Genomic DNA, 16,444 nt, shown 5'->3' with positions numbered 1-16,444 from the left:
GGGCGCGCGCCCGCCAGTGACCCCCGGGTCGGCCCGGCGGTCCGGCGAAATCAGGGATTCCGTCCCCTGGAGCAGGGATCCCTGTCCTCTTTTGAGCGATACGTTCACCCGGAAGGATTAAATGTGCCGAAGGGGCGCTAAAGGCATGCTCTGTGCTGCCTACGGTCGCCAGGTGACGAGCAGCAGGCTGGAGCCCCCCACGCACACCACCGGCGCACACCGGGCGCGGCGCCGTGCGCCCAGCTCCTCGGCGCAGCCTTCGCCGCAGCGACCGCCTGCACGTTACGAGCCGCATCTCGATGGCCTGTTCACCTACTGCCTTTCCGTGCTCTGCGACCACGATGCCGCCACCGAGGCGCTCGGCGGTGTGCTCGCGATCGCGGAACGGCAGGACGGCCGGTGCCCGGCGGGTGAGGAGGAACGTAAATCCTGGCTGTATGCGCTGGCCAGATGGACGTGTCTGCGCAAGCTCGCCGAGCAGAGACAGGGCCGTCAGGCGCACCGCCACAATGCCGGGAAGCTGTCGGGAAGACGGTCGGCCGAGCAGGAGACGAAGCGCGAGGCGAAGCGGGCGGGGGGAGGGCTTCCGGGAAAGCAGCCGGGCGGGACGGCCACCCAGGGGGCGCGCGCGGGCCGCCGTATGTCCCTGGCCGTCGCCGCGAAGGCCACTGAGGCCGCCCCGTTCACGCCGGGCGGCGCCCCGGCGGGCAACGCCCCCGAATCCGAAGCCGCCGCCGAGGCGCACCGCCGTGAACTCGCTCAGCTGGCCTGGCCGGAGGCCGCAGGCACCACCCCCGAACAGCGCGAAGCGCTCGAACTCGCCGTGCGCCACCGCCTCGCCCCGCGCGCGGTCGCCTCCGTCCTGGGCCTCGAACCGGCGACCGCCCGCGAGCTCCTGGCCGCCGCGGCCTGCGAGGTGGAACGCACGCGTGCAGCCCTCGCCGTCGTCGAGAGCGGCAACTGCCCCACCGTCGCCCGGCTCACCGGCGACCACCGTGTCCTGCTCTCCGCGACCCTGCGCCGCGAACTCGTCCGCCATGTCGACGACTGCCCCCGCTGCCGCCGGGCCGCCGAGCGGGCCGGCGCCGAGGGCCCCTGGCCGGGCGCGACCGTCACCCCGGCCGCCGCGCTGACGGTCGTGGAGGCGCCACGGCCCTCCGCATACGTCGCGATGGTCCACGCCCAGCGGAACCGGTCCGCCGGCCCGCGTTTCGACCGGGCGGGCTTCCCCATGGACCCGAAGGACCAAGCCGCCCGCCGGGACCGGCTGCGGGCCAGGGTCGTGACGACGACGGTGGTGGCGACGGTCGTCGCCGCCCCGGTGATCGCGCTGTGGACGGCCTACCGCGGCGCGCCGCAGACCGGCGAGGGCCACGACGGCTCCTCGGTCACCGCGACCGAGACGGACGTCCGCCACGACCTCGACGGCACCCCGGACGGCCACTACGAGAACGCGGGCAATGCCCGTCCCCAGCCCGGTGCCCGCTTCGAGGACGGCCGCACCCCGGACGTCTCGGCCGAGGTGATCAGCTCGGGTCCGGTGCGGGGCGGCGTCGGCGGGCTCATCGTCGAGGCCCGCTCGTCCGGCGGCACGACGCTCATTCGCCTGACCGCCTCGGGCGGCGCACCCGTCGCCTGGTCGGCCCGCGCGGCTGCGTCCTGGCTGCGCCTCAGCAGTTCCTCGGGCACGCTCGCCGCAGGCGCGAGCATCACGATCCGCGTCCTTGTGGACCACCTGCGGCAACCCACCGTTCCCTGGAGCGCACGCATCGCCCTCGCCCCTTCCGGTTCGGTCGTGGCGATACGGGGATCCGGGGCGACGGCACCGTCACCCGGCGGCCCCGGCCACCCGGGTACGGCCGACCCCTCCACCCCTTCGGGCCCGTCCGTACCGTCGGATCCGCCCGCGTCCTCGCCGGATCCCACACAGCCGACCCACCCGACGGACCCCACGCCGTCACCGTCGAACCCGTCCCCGACCGATCCGACGCCGTCCCCGAACCCGTCCGACTCCACGACGCCGACCGAGCCGGGTACGGGCACCACCGCACGGACGGGCTGAAACAGTCCGCCCGGGGCTGCGGCAGACCGCGCGACGTGACCGGCCGAGCCACCGGAAGGCACCTCAGCCGTCACGCCGTCACGCCGTCACGCCGGATCGACCGGATCCGCCGGGTGCGGCGCCATCGGCAGCAGCGAGGACAGGCGCTCCTCGCACAGCTCGACCAGCCGGTCGTACCCCTTCTTGCCCATCAGCTCGATGAGTTCCGGGCGGTACGACACGTACACCGGCTCCCCGGCCCCGTGCGCCGAGGTCGCCGATGTGCACCACCAGTGCAGATCGTGGCCGCCCGGACCCCAGCCCCTGCGGTCGTACTCGCCGATCGAGACCTGGAGCACACGCGTGTCGTCGGGCCGGTCGATCCAGTCGTACGTACGCCGGATCGGCAGCTGCCAGCAGACGTCCGGCTTGGTCTCCAGGGGCTCCTTGCCCTCCCGCAGCGCCAGGATGTGCAGCGAGCAGCCCGCGCCGGCCGCGAACCCGGGACGGTTCTGGAAGATGCACGAACCCTTCCAGCGCCGCGTCTGGCGCTCCCCGTCGTCGTCGACCTCGACCCAGCCCGTCTCCGTGCCGACATCGTGGAACTGCCACAGATCAGGGGTCAGCCGTGCGACATGGCTCGCCACCCGCTTCTCGTCGTCCTCGTCCGAGAAGTGCGCGCCGAGCGTGCAGCATCCGTCGTCCGCGCGCCCCGCCTGGATGCCCTGGCAGCCACTGCCGAAGATGCAGGTCCACCTGGACGTCAACCAGGTCAGGTCGCAGCGGAAGATCTGTTCGTCGTCCGCGGGGTCCGGGAACTCGACCCAGGCGCGTGCGAAATCGATCCCCGCCTCGTCTTCGGACCGGTTCGGCCCGTTCGCTTCCTGCTGCTGCATCTCCTGCTTCGTTTTCTGCTTCTTCGTGATTTTGCCCGGCTTCGCCTTTTTCGTCTTTGGCACGCGCCAAGAGTAAGTCCGCGGCCCCGGTAGCGTTCCTGGTATGAGACTCGGAGTCCTCGACGTGGGTTCGAACACGGTGCATCTGTTGGTGGTGGACGCGCACCCCGGCGCCCGCCCGCTGCCCGCGCACTCGCACAAGGCGGAGCTGCGCCTGGCCGAACTTCTCGACGGGGACGGCGCGATCGGCCCCGACGGTGTGGACCGGCTCGTGGCGACGATCACCGACGCGCTCCAGGCCGCCGAGGACAAGGGGTGCGAGGACGTTCTACCGTTCGCCACATCCGCGGTACGGGAGGCGAGCAACGCCGACCAGGTGATGGCCCGGGTGCGGGACGAGACGGGCATCGACCTCGCCGTCCTCAGCGGTGCGGAGGAGGCCCGGCTCACCTTCCTCGCCGCGCGCCGCTGGTTCGGCTGGTCGGCGGGGCGGCTGCTGGTCCTGGACATCGGGGGCGGCTCGCTGGAGATCGCGTACGGCATGGACGAGGAGCCGGACGCCGCGGTGTCGCTGCCGCTAGGGGCCGGCCGGCTCACCGCCGGGTGGCTGCCGGGCGATCCGCCGGACCCGGCGCAGGTGAAGGCGCTGCGCCGCCATGTGCGGGCCAGGATCGCCCGGAGCGTCGGGGAATTCACCCGCCTCGGGCGCCCGGATCATGTCGTCGGCACCTCCAAGACCTTCAAGCAGCTCGCCAGGATCGCGGGCGCCGCACGCTCCACCGACGGCCTCTACGTACAGCGCGCCCTCACCCGCAAGGCGCTGGAGGAGTGGGTGCCGAAGCTGGCCGCGATGACGGTCGAGCAGCGCGGCACCCTGCCCGGGGTCTCCGAGGGCCGGGCCGCGCAGCTGCTGGCCGGGGCGCTGGTGGCGGAGGGTGCCATGGATCTGTTCGGGGTCGAAGAGCTGGAGATCTGCCCCTGGGCGCTGCGCGAGGGCGTCATCCTGCGCCGTCTGGACCACATGCCGACGGAGCCGACGGAGTAGGCCGCGCCGAGCTGAGCGCCGCCGGGGTGGCCGGAAGCCCGCCATGGCCCTTCTCACTTTCCGCCCGGGTCTCTCGGCGCGGCGTCACACTGCCCGTAGGCTGTCCCAGTGGCAGAACCAGTGGTGCGCATCCCGGATGCGAAGGTCGCCCTGTCGACGGCTTCCGTCTACCCGGAGTCGACGGCGACGGCCTTCGAGATCGCCGCGCGTCTTGGTTACGACGGTGTCGAGATCATGGTGTGGACCGACCCCGTCAGCCAGGACGTCGAGGCGTTGCGGCGGCTCTCGGACTACCACCAGGTGCCGATCCTGGCCGTCCACGCGCCCTGCCTGCTGATCACGCAGCGCGTCTGGTCCACCGATCCGTGGGTGAAGCTCCAGCGTGCCCGTGCCGCCGCTGAGAAGCTCGGGGCGACGACCGTCGTCGTCCACCCGCCGTTCCGTTGGCAGCGCAACTACGCGCGTGACTTCGTCACCGGGATCTGGCGCATGGCGGACGAGACGGATGTGCGGTTCGCCGTCGAGAACATGTACCCCTGGCGCTACCGGGACCGCGAGATGCTGGCGTACGCCCCCGACTGGGACGTCACCAACGACGACTACCGCCACTTCACCGTGGACCTGTCGCACACCGCGACGGCCCGCACGGACGGCATGGCGATGGTCGACCGGATGGGCGACCGGCTCGCCCACATCCATCTCGCCGACGGCAAGGGTTCCAACAAGGACGAGCACCTGGTGCCCGGCCGCGGCGACCAGCCCTGCGCCGAACTCCTGGAACACCTGGCCCGTACCGGCTTCGACGGCCATGTCGTCATCGAGGTCAACACCCGCCGCGCCATGTCCACCGCCGAACGCGAGGGCGACCTGGCGGAGGCGCTGGCCTTCACCCGGCTCCACCTGGCGTCGTCCTCGGCCGAGGCGCCGCGCCCATGACCGGTGGCCACACCGATCCCACCGATCCCGCCGGTCCCGCCCCCAAACGCCGCGGCCGCCCGTCCCGTACGGCCGGGACCACCGGCCCCGACGCCCGCACCCGCATCCTGGAGGCGGCCCGCACCGAGTTCGCGGAGCGCGGCTACGACAAGACGTCGATCCGGGGCATCGCCAAGGCGGCAGGCGTCGATTCCGCCCTCGTGCACCACTACTTCGGTACGAAGGACGAGGTCTTCGCGGCCGCCATCGAGCTCTCCTTCGAGCCGGCCCTGGTGATCCCGGCCATCCTCGGCGGCGGCACGGACGGCTTGGGGGAGCGGCTGGCCCGCTACTTCATCGCCGTATGGGAGAACCCGGCGTCCAGGGCACCCCTGCTGGCGATCATGCGGTCCGCACTCACGCACGAGGCGGCGGCGAAGATTCTCCGCGGCTTCGTCCTGCGCCGCCTCCTGGAACGCATCGCGGAGGCACTGGACGTACCGGACGCGACGTTCCGCGCGGAACTGGCTGCCTCGCACATGCTCGGGATCGCGATGCTGCGCTATGTCATCCGCGCGCAGCCACTTGCTTCGGCGCCCCCGGAGAAGATCATCGAGATGGTGGCACCGACACTGCAGCGCTACCTGACGGAACCCTGACACTTCAGCCTCGTCGGCCACCCCCCAGCGACATCCAGCCCCTTCGGCGCTTGAGGAGCGGGGTCCGGGGCGGAGCCCCGGTTCCGGGAAGGGGACCAGCCCCGCGCCGCGTCCCACTCGCCGTGCACCCCCACCGCACCCTCGATCTCCCCGGCCCACCCACCGAGAACCCATCCCGCATACCGGACACCGTGTCCAGATCTTGGAGCCGGAGGCGTAGGCTCGGAAGCAGTCTTTTCTGTCGAAGGAGCGAGAGACGATGCCGCAGCTGAGGTCCCGCACTGTCACCCACGGCCGCAACATGGCGGGCGCCCGCGCCCTTATGCGGGCCTCGGGCGTAGCGAGCGAGGACATCGGCAAGCCGATCATCGCTGTCGCCAACTCCTTCACCGAGTTCGTCCCCGGCCACACCCACCTCGCCCCGGTGGGCAGGATCGTCTCCGACGCCATCAGGGCCGCAGGCGCCGTCCCCCGCGAGTTCAACACCATCGCCGTCGACGACGGCATCGCGATGGGCCACGCCGGGATGCTCTACTCGCTCCCCTCCCGCGACCTGATCGCCGACTCCGTCGAGTACATGGTCGAGGCGCACTGCGCGGACGCGCTGATCTGCATCTCCAACTGCGACAAGATCACGCCCGGCATGCTGATGGCCGCGATGCGCATGAACATCCCGACGGTCTTCGTCTCCGGCGGCCCGATGGAGGCCGGCCAGGCCACCCTCGTCGACGGCACGGTCCGCAAGCTCGATCTGATCAACGCGATCAGCGACGCCGTCAACGAGAACGTCTCGGACGAGGACATCCTCCGTATCGAGGAGAACGCCTGTCCCACCTGCGGCAGCTGTTCCGGCATGTTCACCGCCAACTCGATGAACTGCCTGACCGAGGTCCTCGGTCTCTCCCTCCCCGGCAATGGCTCCGTCCTCGCCACACACACCGCCCGCAAGGCGCTGTACGAGGACGCCGGCCGCACGGTGGTGGAGATCACCAAGCGCTACTACGAGCAGGACGATGCGACGGTCCTGCCGCGCTCCATCGGCACCCGCGCCGCGTTCGACAACGCGATGGCGCTGGACATCGCCATGGGCGGCTCCACCAACACGATCCTGCACCTGCTCGCCGCGGCGCAGGAGGCCGAGCTCGCCTACGACCTCGAAGACATCAACGAGGTCTCGCGCCGCGTCCCCTGCCTGTCGAAGGTTGCGCCCAACGTGGCCCCCGGCGGCACCTACTACATGGAGGACGTCCACCGGGCGGGCGGCGTCCCGGCCATCCTCGGTGAGCTCTACCGCGGCGGTCTGCTCAACGAGGACGTGCACTCGGTGCACTCCGCCACCCTCGGCGAGTGGCTGAAGAACTGGGACGTCCGGGGCGGCTCGCCGTCCCCCGAGGCCGTCGAGCTGTGGCACGCGGCCCCCGGATGCGTGCGTTCCGCGACGGCCTTCTCGCAGTCCGAGCGCTGGGACACCCTCGACCTGGACGCGGCGGGCGGCTGCATCCGCGACCTGGAGCACGCGTACTCCAAGGACGGCGGCCTCGCGGTCCTCAAGGGGAATCTCGCCGAGGACGGCTGCGTCGTGAAGACGGCGGGCGTCGACGAGTCGATCTGGACCTTCGAGGGCCCGGCGGTCGTCTGCGAGTCGCAGGACGAGGCCGTCGACAAGATCCTCCGCAAGGAGATCAAGGAGGGCGACGTCGTCGTCATCCGTTACGAGGGTCCGCGCGGCGGTCCCGGCATGCAGGAGATGCTCTACCCCACCTCCTTCCTGAAGGGCCGCGGCCTCGGCAAGAGCTGTGCGCTCGTCACCGACGGTCGCTTCTCCGGGGGCACGTCGGGCCTGTCGATCGGCCACGCATCGCCGGAGGCGGCGTCGGGCGGCACGATCGCGCTGGTCGAGGACGGCGACCGGATCAGGATCGACATCCCGAACCGCTCGATCGAGCTCCTCGTTCCCGAGGCCGAGCTGACCACCCGCCGTGAGGCGCTGAACGGCGTGTACGCGCCGAAGAACCGCGAGCGCAAGGTCTCGGCGGCGCTGCGCGCGTACGCGGCGATGGCGACGAGCGCGGACCGGGGTGCGGTGCGGGACGTGTCCGGGCTCGGCTGAACCAAGGCTGACCGAGGCAGTCACGAACGCTGCCGCAGGACCCCGCTCTCACCAGTGAGCGGGGTCCTGCCCGTCGACGGCGAACACGGACCCGTCGGGCGCGGTACCGAAGACGGTCCGGCCGGCGGCGACAGGGGCGGGCAGCGCCGATGCGTACGTGAGTTTCCCGTCCCGGAGCCGGGGGCTCGTCTGGCCCAGCAGCGTTCCGCGCTCGGTGTCCACGGCGAGCAGCCGCCCGTCCGCTGCCGAGAAGTACAGCCGGTTCCCGGTGGCGAGAACGGGCGCCGACGTCCGCCCGGCAGCGGTCTCCAGCTGCCAGCGAACAGCCCCGTTGCCTACCGGGCGCGTGTCGACGGCGACCAGGGTCCCGCCGTGCGCCAGCAGATACGCGGTGTCCCCGCCCACCACGACCTCCGGTTCGTTCATCCGGAACGGCAGTGCCAGCCGTGCGACGCGCTTGCTTTCCGGGTCGTAGTGGACGAGCCCGACGGTCTGGGCGTCCCCGTTCATGGACGTCAGGACGAGCGCACCGTCCGAGGTCCCCACCGGGGTGAGCATTCCGTCCAGCCGCCGCCGCCACGCCGCGTGCCCCGTTGCCGCATCGACGGCCGTGACCAGCGTGGTGGACCCGTAGGCCGAGTGCTCGAATGCGTAGGCCAGCCCCGATCCTCCGTCGTACAGCGCGTAGTCCGGACGCCGGTGCCCGGTGAGCGGATGCCGCCAGAGGGACACGCCGGTCGCAGAGTCGAGCGCTTCGGTCGTGCCGTCCTCACTGACCAGCAGCAGCGTGTCACCCGCGGCGAAGGGGGCGCCGAGGTACGGGGAGAGATCCGCGTCCCAGACCTGTTCGCCCTTGGCGGCGTCGTACGCCCGGAGCTTCCCGCCCGGCACCGCCGTATGCACCAGACCGCCGGAGACCGCCACCACGCCGACCGACGGGGTGTCCCCGGCGGGGCCGTGACGGGACCACAGCACCCGGCCGTCCGCGGGGTCCAACCGGGCGGCGCCGATACCGCCCGCCGCGCAGTACAGCGCCGCGGGCGGGCCGGACGCCTCCTCGCCGGCACCGACCGCAGAGGAACAGACCGGCGTGGACCTGCCCGAGGTCGGCAGCGGCGTCCGCCACGGCGCGAACGCCGCCGAGCCCTTCGCGCCGCCTGACTCACCCGACTCACCGGAGCCTTCCGACTCACCCGAGCCACCTGAGTCGCCCACCACCCCGGCAGCCCACACCCCACCGGCACCCATGACGAGCAGCGCCGCAGCGGCTGCCAGCCACCGCCGCTTGCCGCCACCGCTCGTGGTCGCCTTCCTGCCCCGCGCCGCCGCGCCTACATGCGTGTCCGCATCCGCACCCGCCCCCGCCGCGATCTCCGGCCCCGACACCGCCGGAGCTTCGACAGCACCCGGCCGCCGCTGCGACGGTATGAACGCGGCGGCGTCGTACGAAGGAGGGCGCAGCGCCACCATGATGTCGTCCGGAGTGGGCCGCTCCGCAGGGTCCTTCGCCAGGCACTGGCCGATCAGCGGCGCCAGATCGGTCGGCACCCCCGTCAGATCGGCCTCGTCGTGCACCACCTGGTAGGCCACGATGTACGGGCTGTCGGAGTCGAAGGGCCCCCGGCCGGTCGCCGCATGGACGAGCACGGCCCCCAGGGCGAACACGTCCGCGGCGGGCCCGACTTCACGCGGCCGCTGGAACTGCTCGGGCGCCATGTACGGCGGCGAGCCGATCAGCTTGCCCGTCTCGGTGCGCAGATCGCTGTCGTACGGCCGGGAGATCCCGAAGTCGATGACCTTGGGCCCGGAGTCGGAGAGCAGCACGTTGCTCGGCTTGAGGTCGCGGTGGATCACCCCGGCCCGATGGATGTCGCGCAGCGCCTCGGCAAGTCCCGCCGTGAGTCTGCGCAGTTCGGCGGGGGCCATCGGCCCGTTCCGCTTCACCTGGTCGGAGAGTGTGGGGCCGGGCACGTACAGAGTGGCCATCCAGGGCCGCGCGGCGTCCGGATCGGCATCGACGACCGGTGCCGTGAAGGCCCCGCTGACCCGCCTCGCCGCCCCGACCTCCTGCCGGAAGCGTGCCCTGAACTCAGGGTCTGCCGAATAGTGCCGGTGCACCACCTTGACGGCGAGCTGCAGCCCCGAGGCGGAGCGCGCCAGGTGCACGACGCCCATGCCGCCCGCGCCGAGACATGCCTCAAGGCGGTAATGACCGGCGTACTCCGGATGCTCCGCTTCCGGATTGGCCCCGGTACCTCGCAGCGGCGGCATCGCCCACCCCCGTGTGTTCGTCCGCAAGCGCGACGCACGGAGCCTAGTCGATGGTGCGTGCGAAACAGGCGGGGCTTGTAGCCTGCGCGTCGTACACACCGTCTCTCAACGGGGGAGGGCCTCACGGCCATGGCAGAGCACACCGACATCACCACCGGCACCACCGACGCGGCCGAGGACGTGGCCGCGCTCGCCGGCACCGACGACGTCACCAGGTACCCCATCGCACCGGGTTACCGGGTCAACGTCCGCACGGGACCGGGCACCCAGTACGGCATCGTCAGGACGCTTCCGTACGGAATGAAGGTTCCGGTCTACTGCCAGAAGCCGGGGGAGCGGGTCACCGGCCCGTACGGCACCTCGAACCTCTGGGACAACATCGCCAACGGCCAGTTCGTGGCGGACGCCTACGTCCACACGGGCAGCGACGGCTACATCGCCCCGCGCTGCGACTGACCGGGCCCGCGACGGGACGGCGATCGGGCCCGTGACGGGGACGGCGATCGGGACCGGGACCGCCCGGGGATAATCGACCTCGTGAGCGAGAACAGCGAAGCCCCCGGCCCCGGTACCACGCCCGGCAGCACTGCGCCCGGCTCCACCACGCCCGGCCCGCAGCCCGAGCCCCTGCTCTTCTTCGGTACGACCTGGGTCGACCACGACGGGGGCTACGGGCTGCGACGCGCCGGGGCGGCGGTGGGCTCCCTCGCGGCCGCGGTCGCCGCCTGCTTCGTACTCCGCTTCGCCTTCCAGGGACTGGAGATCGCCGATGTCGGCAATCTCGTCGGCATCCTGGTCGTCCTGATGTTCGCCATATGCAGCGCCATCGCCTTCCGTAAGACGTGGGAAGGCTTCGGCCGCCGCCCGACCGATCCGGCGCGAGAGGCCAATCTGCGCGGCCTCAAGACCATCGGCTTCGTCGGCTCACTGATCGCGTACTTCCTCCGTACGTTCAAGGAGGCACCGGGCGAGCAACTGCGCCGTACGGAGTACGAGACGGCCCTGGCCCGCTACGCGAAGCGCCGCTCGGCCCGCACCGGAAACCCGGCCGCCCGCAAGACCACCAAGGGAAAGCGGCCCAAGCGCAAGTAGGGCGGCCCCACGAGCGCAGAGCCCCGCGAGCGCGGGTCACGTCCCGCGAACACCGGCGCAAGGCCCCCGCGCGGGCCACGATGTCCCCATGCTTCCTTCCGGCTCCGACTCCGGCTCCGACTCCGGCTCCGACTCCGATTTCCGGGCACGCACCTCCTCACCTGCCTCCCCGGCCCCACCCCGCGCCCTCTCCTTCGACCGTGCGGCCGCCCAGTACGCCGCGGCCCGCCCCGGCTACCCGTCAGCCCTCTTCGACACCGTCGAGGAACTGGCCGGCCGCCCCCTGCGTGGCGCCCGCACCATCGACGTCGGCGCGGGCACGGGTATCTCCACCCGACTTCTCCACGACCGGGGCGCGCGGGTCACCGCAGTCGAACCGGGCCCCGGCATGGCGGAAGAACTGCACCGGGCACTCCCGTACGTGCCGATCGTGCGCGGCGACGGCAACCGCCTCCCCATCGCCACCGCGTCGGCCGACCTGATCACGTATGCCCAGTCCTGGCACTGGACCGACCGGAACCGCGCTGCCCCCGAGGCCCTGCGCGTCCTGCGCCCCGGCGGCGCACTCGCCCTCTGGTGGAATGTCTCGGACCACTCCGTCCCCTGGATCGCCGAGCAGGACGCCCGCCTCCGCCGCTTCTTCGGTGCCGACGAGGGCGCCCATGGCTCGCCCGTCCGCTCCCGCGACCTGCCGCCCGAGCTCGGCTTCGTACACCGCACGGTGCCCTGGACCAGACGGGTGTCCCTCGACACCCACCTCGCCAATCTCGGCAGCCACTCCGCCTTCCTCGTCCTCGGTGAGGAACCCGCGCGCCGATTCCTCGCCGAGGAGCGCGACCGGCTGGCGGAGCTCTTCCCGGACGGCACGGTCGAGGAGAGTTACGTGGTCGACCTGAGCGTGGCGATCCGCCCGGGCTCGACCCCGGCCCCGCTGAGGTCGGGCACGTCGGCCCGGTCGTGCTCTTGACGGGCAGACACGGCCAGGATCAAAATTCATCGCATGATGAATTCTCCGGGCGTCGCCATCGAGGCCCGCGGCCTCACCGTGGTACGAGGCAACCGCACCGTCCTCCGCGACCTCGACTTCACCGTCGAACCCGGCAGGATCACCGGCCTCCTGGGCCCCTCCGGCTGCGGCAAATCCACCCTGATGCGTGCCGTCGTGGGCACCCAGGCCAAGGTCACCGGCACCCTCGACGTGCTCGGCAGCCCCGCAGGACACCCCACTCTCCGCCCGCGCATCGGATACGTCACCCAGGCCCCGTCCGTCTACACCGACCTGACCGTCCGGCAGAACCTCGACTACTTCGCGGCGATCCTCCAGCCGGGCCGCCGACACCGGGGCGCCCGCCGCGCCGCCATCGCCCGCGCGATCGCCGAGGTCGACCTGACCAGCCACGCCGACGCGCTGGCCGGCACCCTCTCCGGCGGCCAGCTCACCCGTGTCTCCCTCGCCGTGGCCCTGCTCGGCACCCCCGAACTCCTGGTCCTCGACGAACCGACCGTCGGCCTGGACCCGGTGCTCCGCCGAGACCTGTGGAATCTCTTCCACGCCCTCGCCGCCGACCGCGGCACCACACTCCTCGTCTCCTCCCACGTCATGGACGAGGCCGAGCGCTGCCACCGGCTGCTCCTCATGCGCGAGGGCGAGATCCTCGCCGACGACACCCCCGAGGCGCTGCGCACCGCCGCCCACGTCGCCACCGTCGAAGAGGCGTTCCTCCACCTGGTCGACGTAGCCGCCACCCGTCAGGAGACCGTCCGATGAGCGCCCCGCACCCGCAGCCCCAACCGGCCGCACCACCCCTCAGCCCTGCCCGCACGCTCGCCACCGCCGCCCGCGTCCTGCGCCAGCTGACCCACGACCCCCGCACCGTCGCGCTGCTCCTCCTCATCCCGGTCGTGATGATCACGCTGCTCCGGTACGTGTTCGACGGCAGCCCCCGCACCTTCGACGCCATCGGCGCCTCGCTCCTCGGCATCTTCCCGCTGATCACGATGTTCCTGGTGACCTCGATCGCCACCCTGCGCGAACGCACCTCCGGCACCCTCGAACGCCTCCTCGCCATGCCGCTCGGCAAGGGCGACCTGATCGGCGGCTACGCCCTGGCCTTCGGTGCCGTCGCGATCGTCCAGTCCCTCCTGGCCACCGCACTCTCGGTCTGGGCGCTCGGCCTGGACGTCACCGGCTCACCGTGGCTGCTGCTCCTGGTCGCCCTGCTCGATGCCCTGCTCGGCACGGCCCTGGGCCTCTTCGTCTCCGCCTTCGCCGCATCCGAGTTCCAGGCCGTCCAGTTCATGCCGGCCGTGATCTTCCCGCAGCTCCTGCTCTGCGGACTGTTCATCGCACGCGACCGAATGGCGCCCGTCCTCGAAGCCATCTCGAACGTCCTGCCCATGTCGTACGCGGTCGACGGCATGAACGAGGTCCTCCACCACACCGACGTCACCGGCGATTTCATCCGCGACGTCCTGGTCGTCGCGGGCTGCGCCCTGCTCGTTCTCACCCTCGGCGCGGCCACGCTCCGTCGACGTACCGCCTGACCGGCCCCGGTGCGAGGATGACGGACACGAGCACCGAGAACCGTCAGCACGACGCACCGAGAACCGCGAGCACCGCCCGGAGGATGAACCACATGACCCAGACAGTTGCAGTCCTCGGCACCGGCAAAATCGGCGAGGCCCTGCTCAGCGGCATGATCCGGGCAGGCTGGCGCCCGGCGAACCTGCTGGTCACCACCCGCCGCTCCGAGCGTGCCGAGGAACTCCACAGCCGCTACGGCGTCGATTCCGTCACCAACGCCGAGGCCGCCAAGCGTGCCGACATCCTCATTCTCGCGGTCAAGCCCCAGGACATGGGCCGGCTCCTGGACGAGCTCGCCGAACACGTCACCGCAGACCGCCTGGTCATCAGCGCTGCCGCAGGCATCACCACCGCCTTCATCGAGGACCGCCTCACCGCGAGCACCCCGGTCGTACGCGTCATGCCGAACACCCCCGTCCTCGTCGACGAGGGCATGTCCGTCATCTCCGCGGGCAGCCACGCCACCACCGAACACCTCGCCGCCGCCGAGGCGATCTTCGGCGGCGTCGGCAAGACCCTGCGCGTCCCCGAGTCCCAGCAGGACGCAGCCACCGCCCTCTCCGGGTCGGGGCCGGCGTACTTCTACTTCCTCGTCGAGGCGATGACCGACGCGGGCATCCTGCTCGGCCTGCCCCGCGCCCAGGCGCACGACCTGATCGTCCAGGCCGCCATCGGTGCCGCCGTGATGCTCCGCGACAGCGGCGAACACCCGGTCAAGCTCCGCGAGGCCGTCACCAGCCCGGCCGGCACCACCATCAGCGCCATCCGCGAGCTGGAGAACCACGGCGTACGAGCTGCCCTCATCGCCGCCCTCGAAGCAGCCCGCGACCGCAGCCGCGAACTCGCCTCCGGCAACGGCTGACGGCTACCCGGCCGCCTCGATCAGCTCCACACTGCGCACCACCTTCGCGAACCCACCGCCGTGCAACGACACGGCGGTGGCCCGCGCCAGCTCATCCGCGCCCAGCGTCCACCCCCACGGCCCGATCCCGTCGAAGGTGTACGTCGCATCCAGCGCGAAGAACACCTCGTACCCGAGGTTCCCGCCCATCCGTGCCGTCGTCTCCGCGCACATATTGGTCTGGATCCCGGCCACCGCGATCTGCCGCACCCCGTCCCGGTCCAGCCACGCTCCCAGATCGGGCGTTCCGTAGAAGGCGGAGTTCACGCTCTTCGTCACCAGCAGCTCGGGCCCACCGCCCTTCCCCCGCCGCTCCTCCACGTACCCCTTGAAGTCGTTCCCCGGCTGCCCCACCCGCAACGGCGAATCCGGCTTGGGCGAGTCATGCCGTACGAACACCACGGGCCGTCCACTCGCCTGCCAGGCATCGATCAGCCTCGCAATGTTCCGATCGGCCCCGGGATTGTTCCGCGGCCCCCAGTACGCCTCCTCCTCAAAACCTTCCTGTACGTCCACCACGACCAGCGCTGCGTTCTCTGCGATCTCCATGCGAACGATGCTGCCGCGCCGCACCCCTATGGCCCAGAGGTCAAAAAGCCATCGATCGATGCTTTACTGCCACCATGCCCACGACCGGCCGCCCACCCGCCCGCATCGCGCTCGTCTCCTTCCCCGGCATCCGCGCGTTCGACGTCTCCGTCATCACGGAGGTCTGGGGAGTGGATCGCACCGACCGCGGCGTCCCGCCCTTCGAACTGCGCCGCGCCGCCGCAGACCCGGCCCCCATCCCCCTGCGCGGCGGCCTCTCCCTCACCCCCGACCGCACCCTTGCCTGGCTCACCCGTGCCGACCTGATCGTCGTCCCAGGCCTCGACGACCACCTGACACCGGCCCCCGAACCGGTCCTCGAAGCGCTGCGCCGTGCCCATGCCCGAGCCACCCCCATCGCGGCCCTCTGCGGCGGAGCCTTCACCCTCGCCCAGGCCGGCCTCCTCGACGGCCGCCAGGCAGTCACCCACTGGAACCTCACCGACCTCCTGCGAACCCACCACCCCCACGTGACGGTCGTCCAGGACGCCCTGTTCCTCCACGACGACAACATCTGGACGTCAGCGGGCACCGCGGCCGGCATCGACCTCTGCCTCCATCTCGTACGTACGGCCCACGGCGCGGAGGCGGCCGCGACGATCGCCCGCTCGATGGTCACGGCCCCCTTCCGCACCGGCACTCAGGCCCAGTTCATCGAGCAGCCGACGCCCCACACCGACCGCGACGCCGACACCCTCGCCTCGGTACGGGCCTTCGCCCTGACCCGTCTGGCCGAACCCCACACGGTCGCCGGCCTCGCCGCGCACGCCGGAATGTCCCCCCGCTCCTTCGCCCGCCACTTCCAGGCCACCACCGGCACGACCCCGCTCCGGTGGCTTATCACCCAACGCGTTGCCGCAGCCCAGAAGCTCCTGGAACAGACGGACCTGCCCCTCCCCGAGGTCGCCCGCCGCGCCGGCTTCGGCAGCGAGGTCACCATGCGCCAGCACTTCGCCGCCCACCTCTCCACCAGCCCCCGCGACTACCGCCTGGCCTTCCACCAGAACCCGGGCAGGCCCGAGGTTGACACGACACGCCCACATCCGTAACGTTCTCCGAGTTGTCCGACGTGAGCACCGACTTCGGTCGGTCCCCGGGCAGCCATTCCGCAGTAACCACATCTGGTCAGCGACATCTGTCGTCAGACTTTCTGTGCGCATTTGCGAAATGAAGAATCCGCGTTCGAAGGAGCGCGACCCCGATTAGCGTCGAGGTCCTGGATTCGCTAAAGTCTCACTCGTCGGAACGGCCCAACAGCCGGGAAGACAAACCCCGCTGACTGGGAATCAGGGCCGAAAGGATCTGATAGAGTCGGACTCGCCGGAAAGGGAAACGCGAAAGC

Annotated in this window: 15 protein-coding genes; 12 read left to right on the top strand and 3 right to left on the bottom strand. The window is 71.4% G+C overall.

The genetic code is table 11. The features are described 5' to 3' along the window. The first annotated feature begins 172 nt into the window (after window positions 1–172). Window positions 173–2,062: a BACON domain-containing protein gene (locus IEZ15_RS19835; protein ID WP_189278584.1), complete on the top strand. Its 1,890-nt coding sequence runs from the start codon at window positions 173–175 to the stop codon at window positions 2,060–2,062. Between the two features lie 86 nt (window positions 2,063–2,148). On the opposite strand, the gene IEZ15_RS19830 is transcribed toward IEZ15_RS19835, so the two are convergent. Next, window positions 2,149–3,000 (bottom strand): DUF3109 family protein, encoded by an 852-nt coding sequence (locus IEZ15_RS19830; RefSeq protein ID WP_189278582.1) that lies wholly within the window; start codon window positions 2,998–3,000, stop codon window positions 2,149–2,151. A gap of 40 nt (window positions 3,001–3,040) precedes the next feature. On the opposite strand from IEZ15_RS19830, the gene IEZ15_RS19825 reads away from it, so the two are divergent. The 4 genes from IEZ15_RS19825 to ilvD all read left to right on the top strand — a co-directional run bounded on the left by IEZ15_RS19825 (window position 3,041) and on the right by ilvD (window position 7,666). Further along, entirely contained in the window at window positions 3,041–3,982 is a 942-nt protein-coding gene (locus tag IEZ15_RS19825) for a Ppx/GppA family phosphatase (protein WP_189278580.1), read from the top strand. Between the two features lie 108 nt (window positions 3,983–4,090). Next, window positions 4,091–4,918: a sugar phosphate isomerase/epimerase family protein gene (locus IEZ15_RS19820; protein WP_229845988.1), complete on the top strand. Its 828-nt coding sequence runs from the start codon at window positions 4,091–4,093 to the stop codon at window positions 4,916–4,918. Beyond that, a complete protein-coding gene (locus IEZ15_RS19815) occupies window positions 4,915–5,556 on the top strand; it encodes a TetR/AcrR family transcriptional regulator (protein ID WP_189278578.1) in 642 nt (213 codons plus the stop codon). The genes IEZ15_RS19820 and IEZ15_RS19815 overlap by 4 nt, the downstream gene beginning before the upstream one ends. Before the next feature lie 259 nt (window positions 5,557–5,815). Continuing rightward, a complete protein-coding gene (gene ilvD / locus IEZ15_RS19810; RefSeq protein ID WP_114245186.1) occupies window positions 5,816–7,666 on the top strand; it encodes a dihydroxy-acid dehydratase in 1,851 nt (616 codons plus the stop codon). A gap of 48 nt (window positions 7,667–7,714) precedes the next feature. Here ilvD and IEZ15_RS19805 read toward each other — a convergent pair whose 3' ends face one another. Further along, window positions 7,715–9,937 carry a serine/threonine-protein kinase gene (locus IEZ15_RS19805; RefSeq protein ID WP_189278576.1) on the bottom strand — a complete coding sequence of 741 codons (2,223 nt, stop codon included), beginning with the start codon at window positions 9,935–9,937 and terminating at the stop codon, window positions 7,715–7,717. Window positions 9,938–10,066: 129 nt separating this feature from the next. Between IEZ15_RS19805 and IEZ15_RS19800 the strand changes: the two genes are divergently transcribed. The 6 genes from IEZ15_RS19800 (at window position 10,067) to proC (ending at window position 14,475) form a co-directional block, all read left to right on the top strand. Then, complete coding sequence (locus IEZ15_RS19800) at window positions 10,067–10,393, top strand: SH3 domain-containing protein (RefSeq protein ID WP_114245184.1); 327 nt, start codon at window positions 10,067–10,069, stop codon at window positions 10,391–10,393. An 81-nt stretch (window positions 10,394–10,474) separates the two neighbouring features. After that, window positions 10,475–11,029 carry a hypothetical protein gene (locus IEZ15_RS19795; RefSeq protein ID WP_189278574.1) on the top strand — a complete coding sequence of 185 codons (555 nt, stop codon included), beginning with the start codon at window positions 10,475–10,477 and terminating at the stop codon, window positions 11,027–11,029. A gap of 88 nt (window positions 11,030–11,117) precedes the next feature. Continuing rightward, window positions 11,118–11,996, top strand: a complete 879-nt coding sequence (locus IEZ15_RS19790) for a class I SAM-dependent methyltransferase (RefSeq protein ID WP_189278572.1) — start codon at window positions 11,118–11,120, stop codon at window positions 11,994–11,996. A gap of 33 nt (window positions 11,997–12,029) precedes the next feature. Then, window positions 12,030–12,797 carry an ABC transporter ATP-binding protein gene (locus tag IEZ15_RS19785; protein WP_189278569.1) on the top strand — a complete coding sequence of 256 codons (768 nt, stop codon included), beginning with the start codon at window positions 12,030–12,032 and terminating at the stop codon, window positions 12,795–12,797. Further along, on the top strand, window positions 12,794–13,573 hold the full coding sequence (locus tag IEZ15_RS19780; RefSeq protein WP_189278567.1) for an ABC transporter permease: 780 nt from the start codon (window positions 12,794–12,796) through the stop codon (window positions 13,571–13,573). Before IEZ15_RS19785 ends, IEZ15_RS19780 begins: the two co-directional genes overlap by 4 nt. Window positions 13,574–13,665: 92 nt before the next feature. Beyond that, a complete protein-coding gene (gene proC / locus IEZ15_RS19775) occupies window positions 13,666–14,475 on the top strand; it encodes a pyrroline-5-carboxylate reductase (protein ID WP_114249112.1) in 810 nt (269 codons plus the stop codon). A gap of 3 nt (window positions 14,476–14,478) precedes the next feature. Here the strand turns inward: proC and IEZ15_RS19770 are convergent, their stop codons facing one another. Next, window positions 14,479–15,063 carry a cysteine hydrolase family protein gene (locus IEZ15_RS19770; protein WP_189278565.1) on the bottom strand — a complete coding sequence of 195 codons (585 nt, stop codon included), beginning with the start codon at window positions 15,061–15,063 and terminating at the stop codon, window positions 14,479–14,481. A 74-nt stretch (window positions 15,064–15,137) separates the two neighbouring features. Here IEZ15_RS19770 and IEZ15_RS19765 point away from each other — a divergent pair, with 74 nt between their 5' ends. Beyond that, a complete protein-coding gene (locus tag IEZ15_RS19765; RefSeq protein WP_114245178.1) occupies window positions 15,138–16,151 on the top strand; it encodes a GlxA family transcriptional regulator in 1,014 nt (337 codons plus the stop codon). The last annotated feature ends 293 nt before the right edge of the window (window positions 16,152–16,444 follow it).

Origin of the sequence: Streptomyces atratus, assembly GCF_014648655.1 — a bacterium.
Lineage (GTDB): Bacteria > Actinomycetota > Actinomycetes > Streptomycetales > Streptomycetaceae > Streptomyces > Streptomyces atratus.
Note: the sequence above shows the minus strand (reverse complement) of the source record. Positions and strands in the feature narration are given on the sequence as shown.

Coding starts and splice junctions, on each gene's coding strand:
- IEZ15_RS19800 (WP_114245184.1), top strand. CDS start 10,067: ATGGCAGAGCACACCGACATCACCACCGGCACCACCGACGCGGCCGAG.
- IEZ15_RS19825 (WP_189278580.1), top strand. CDS start 3,041: ATGAGACTCGGAGTCCTCGACGTGGGTTCGAACACGGTGCATCTGTTG.
- IEZ15_RS19815 (WP_189278578.1), top strand. CDS start 4,915: ATGACCGGTGGCCACACCGATCCCACCGATCCCGCCGGTCCCGCCCCC.
- IEZ15_RS19785 (WP_189278569.1), top strand. CDS start 12,030: ATGATGAATTCTCCGGGCGTCGCCATCGAGGCCCGCGGCCTCACCGTG.
- IEZ15_RS19790 (WP_189278572.1), top strand. CDS start 11,118: ATGCTTCCTTCCGGCTCCGACTCCGGCTCCGACTCCGGCTCCGACTCC.
- IEZ15_RS19765 (WP_114245178.1), top strand. CDS start 15,138: ATGCCCACGACCGGCCGCCCACCCGCCCGCATCGCGCTCGTCTCCTTC.
- IEZ15_RS19780 (WP_189278567.1), top strand. CDS start 12,794: ATGAGCGCCCCGCACCCGCAGCCCCAACCGGCCGCACCACCCCTCAGC.
- ilvD (WP_114245186.1), top strand. CDS start 5,816: ATGCCGCAGCTGAGGTCCCGCACTGTCACCCACGGCCGCAACATGGCG.
- IEZ15_RS19805 (WP_189278576.1), bottom strand. CDS start 9,937: ATGCCGCCGCTGCGAGGTACCGGGGCCAATCCGGAAGCGGAGCATCCG.
- IEZ15_RS19770 (WP_189278565.1), bottom strand. CDS start 15,063: ATGGAGATCGCAGAGAACGCAGCGCTGGTCGTGGTGGACGTACAGGAA.
- proC (WP_114249112.1), top strand. CDS start 13,666: ATGACCCAGACAGTTGCAGTCCTCGGCACCGGCAAAATCGGCGAGGCC.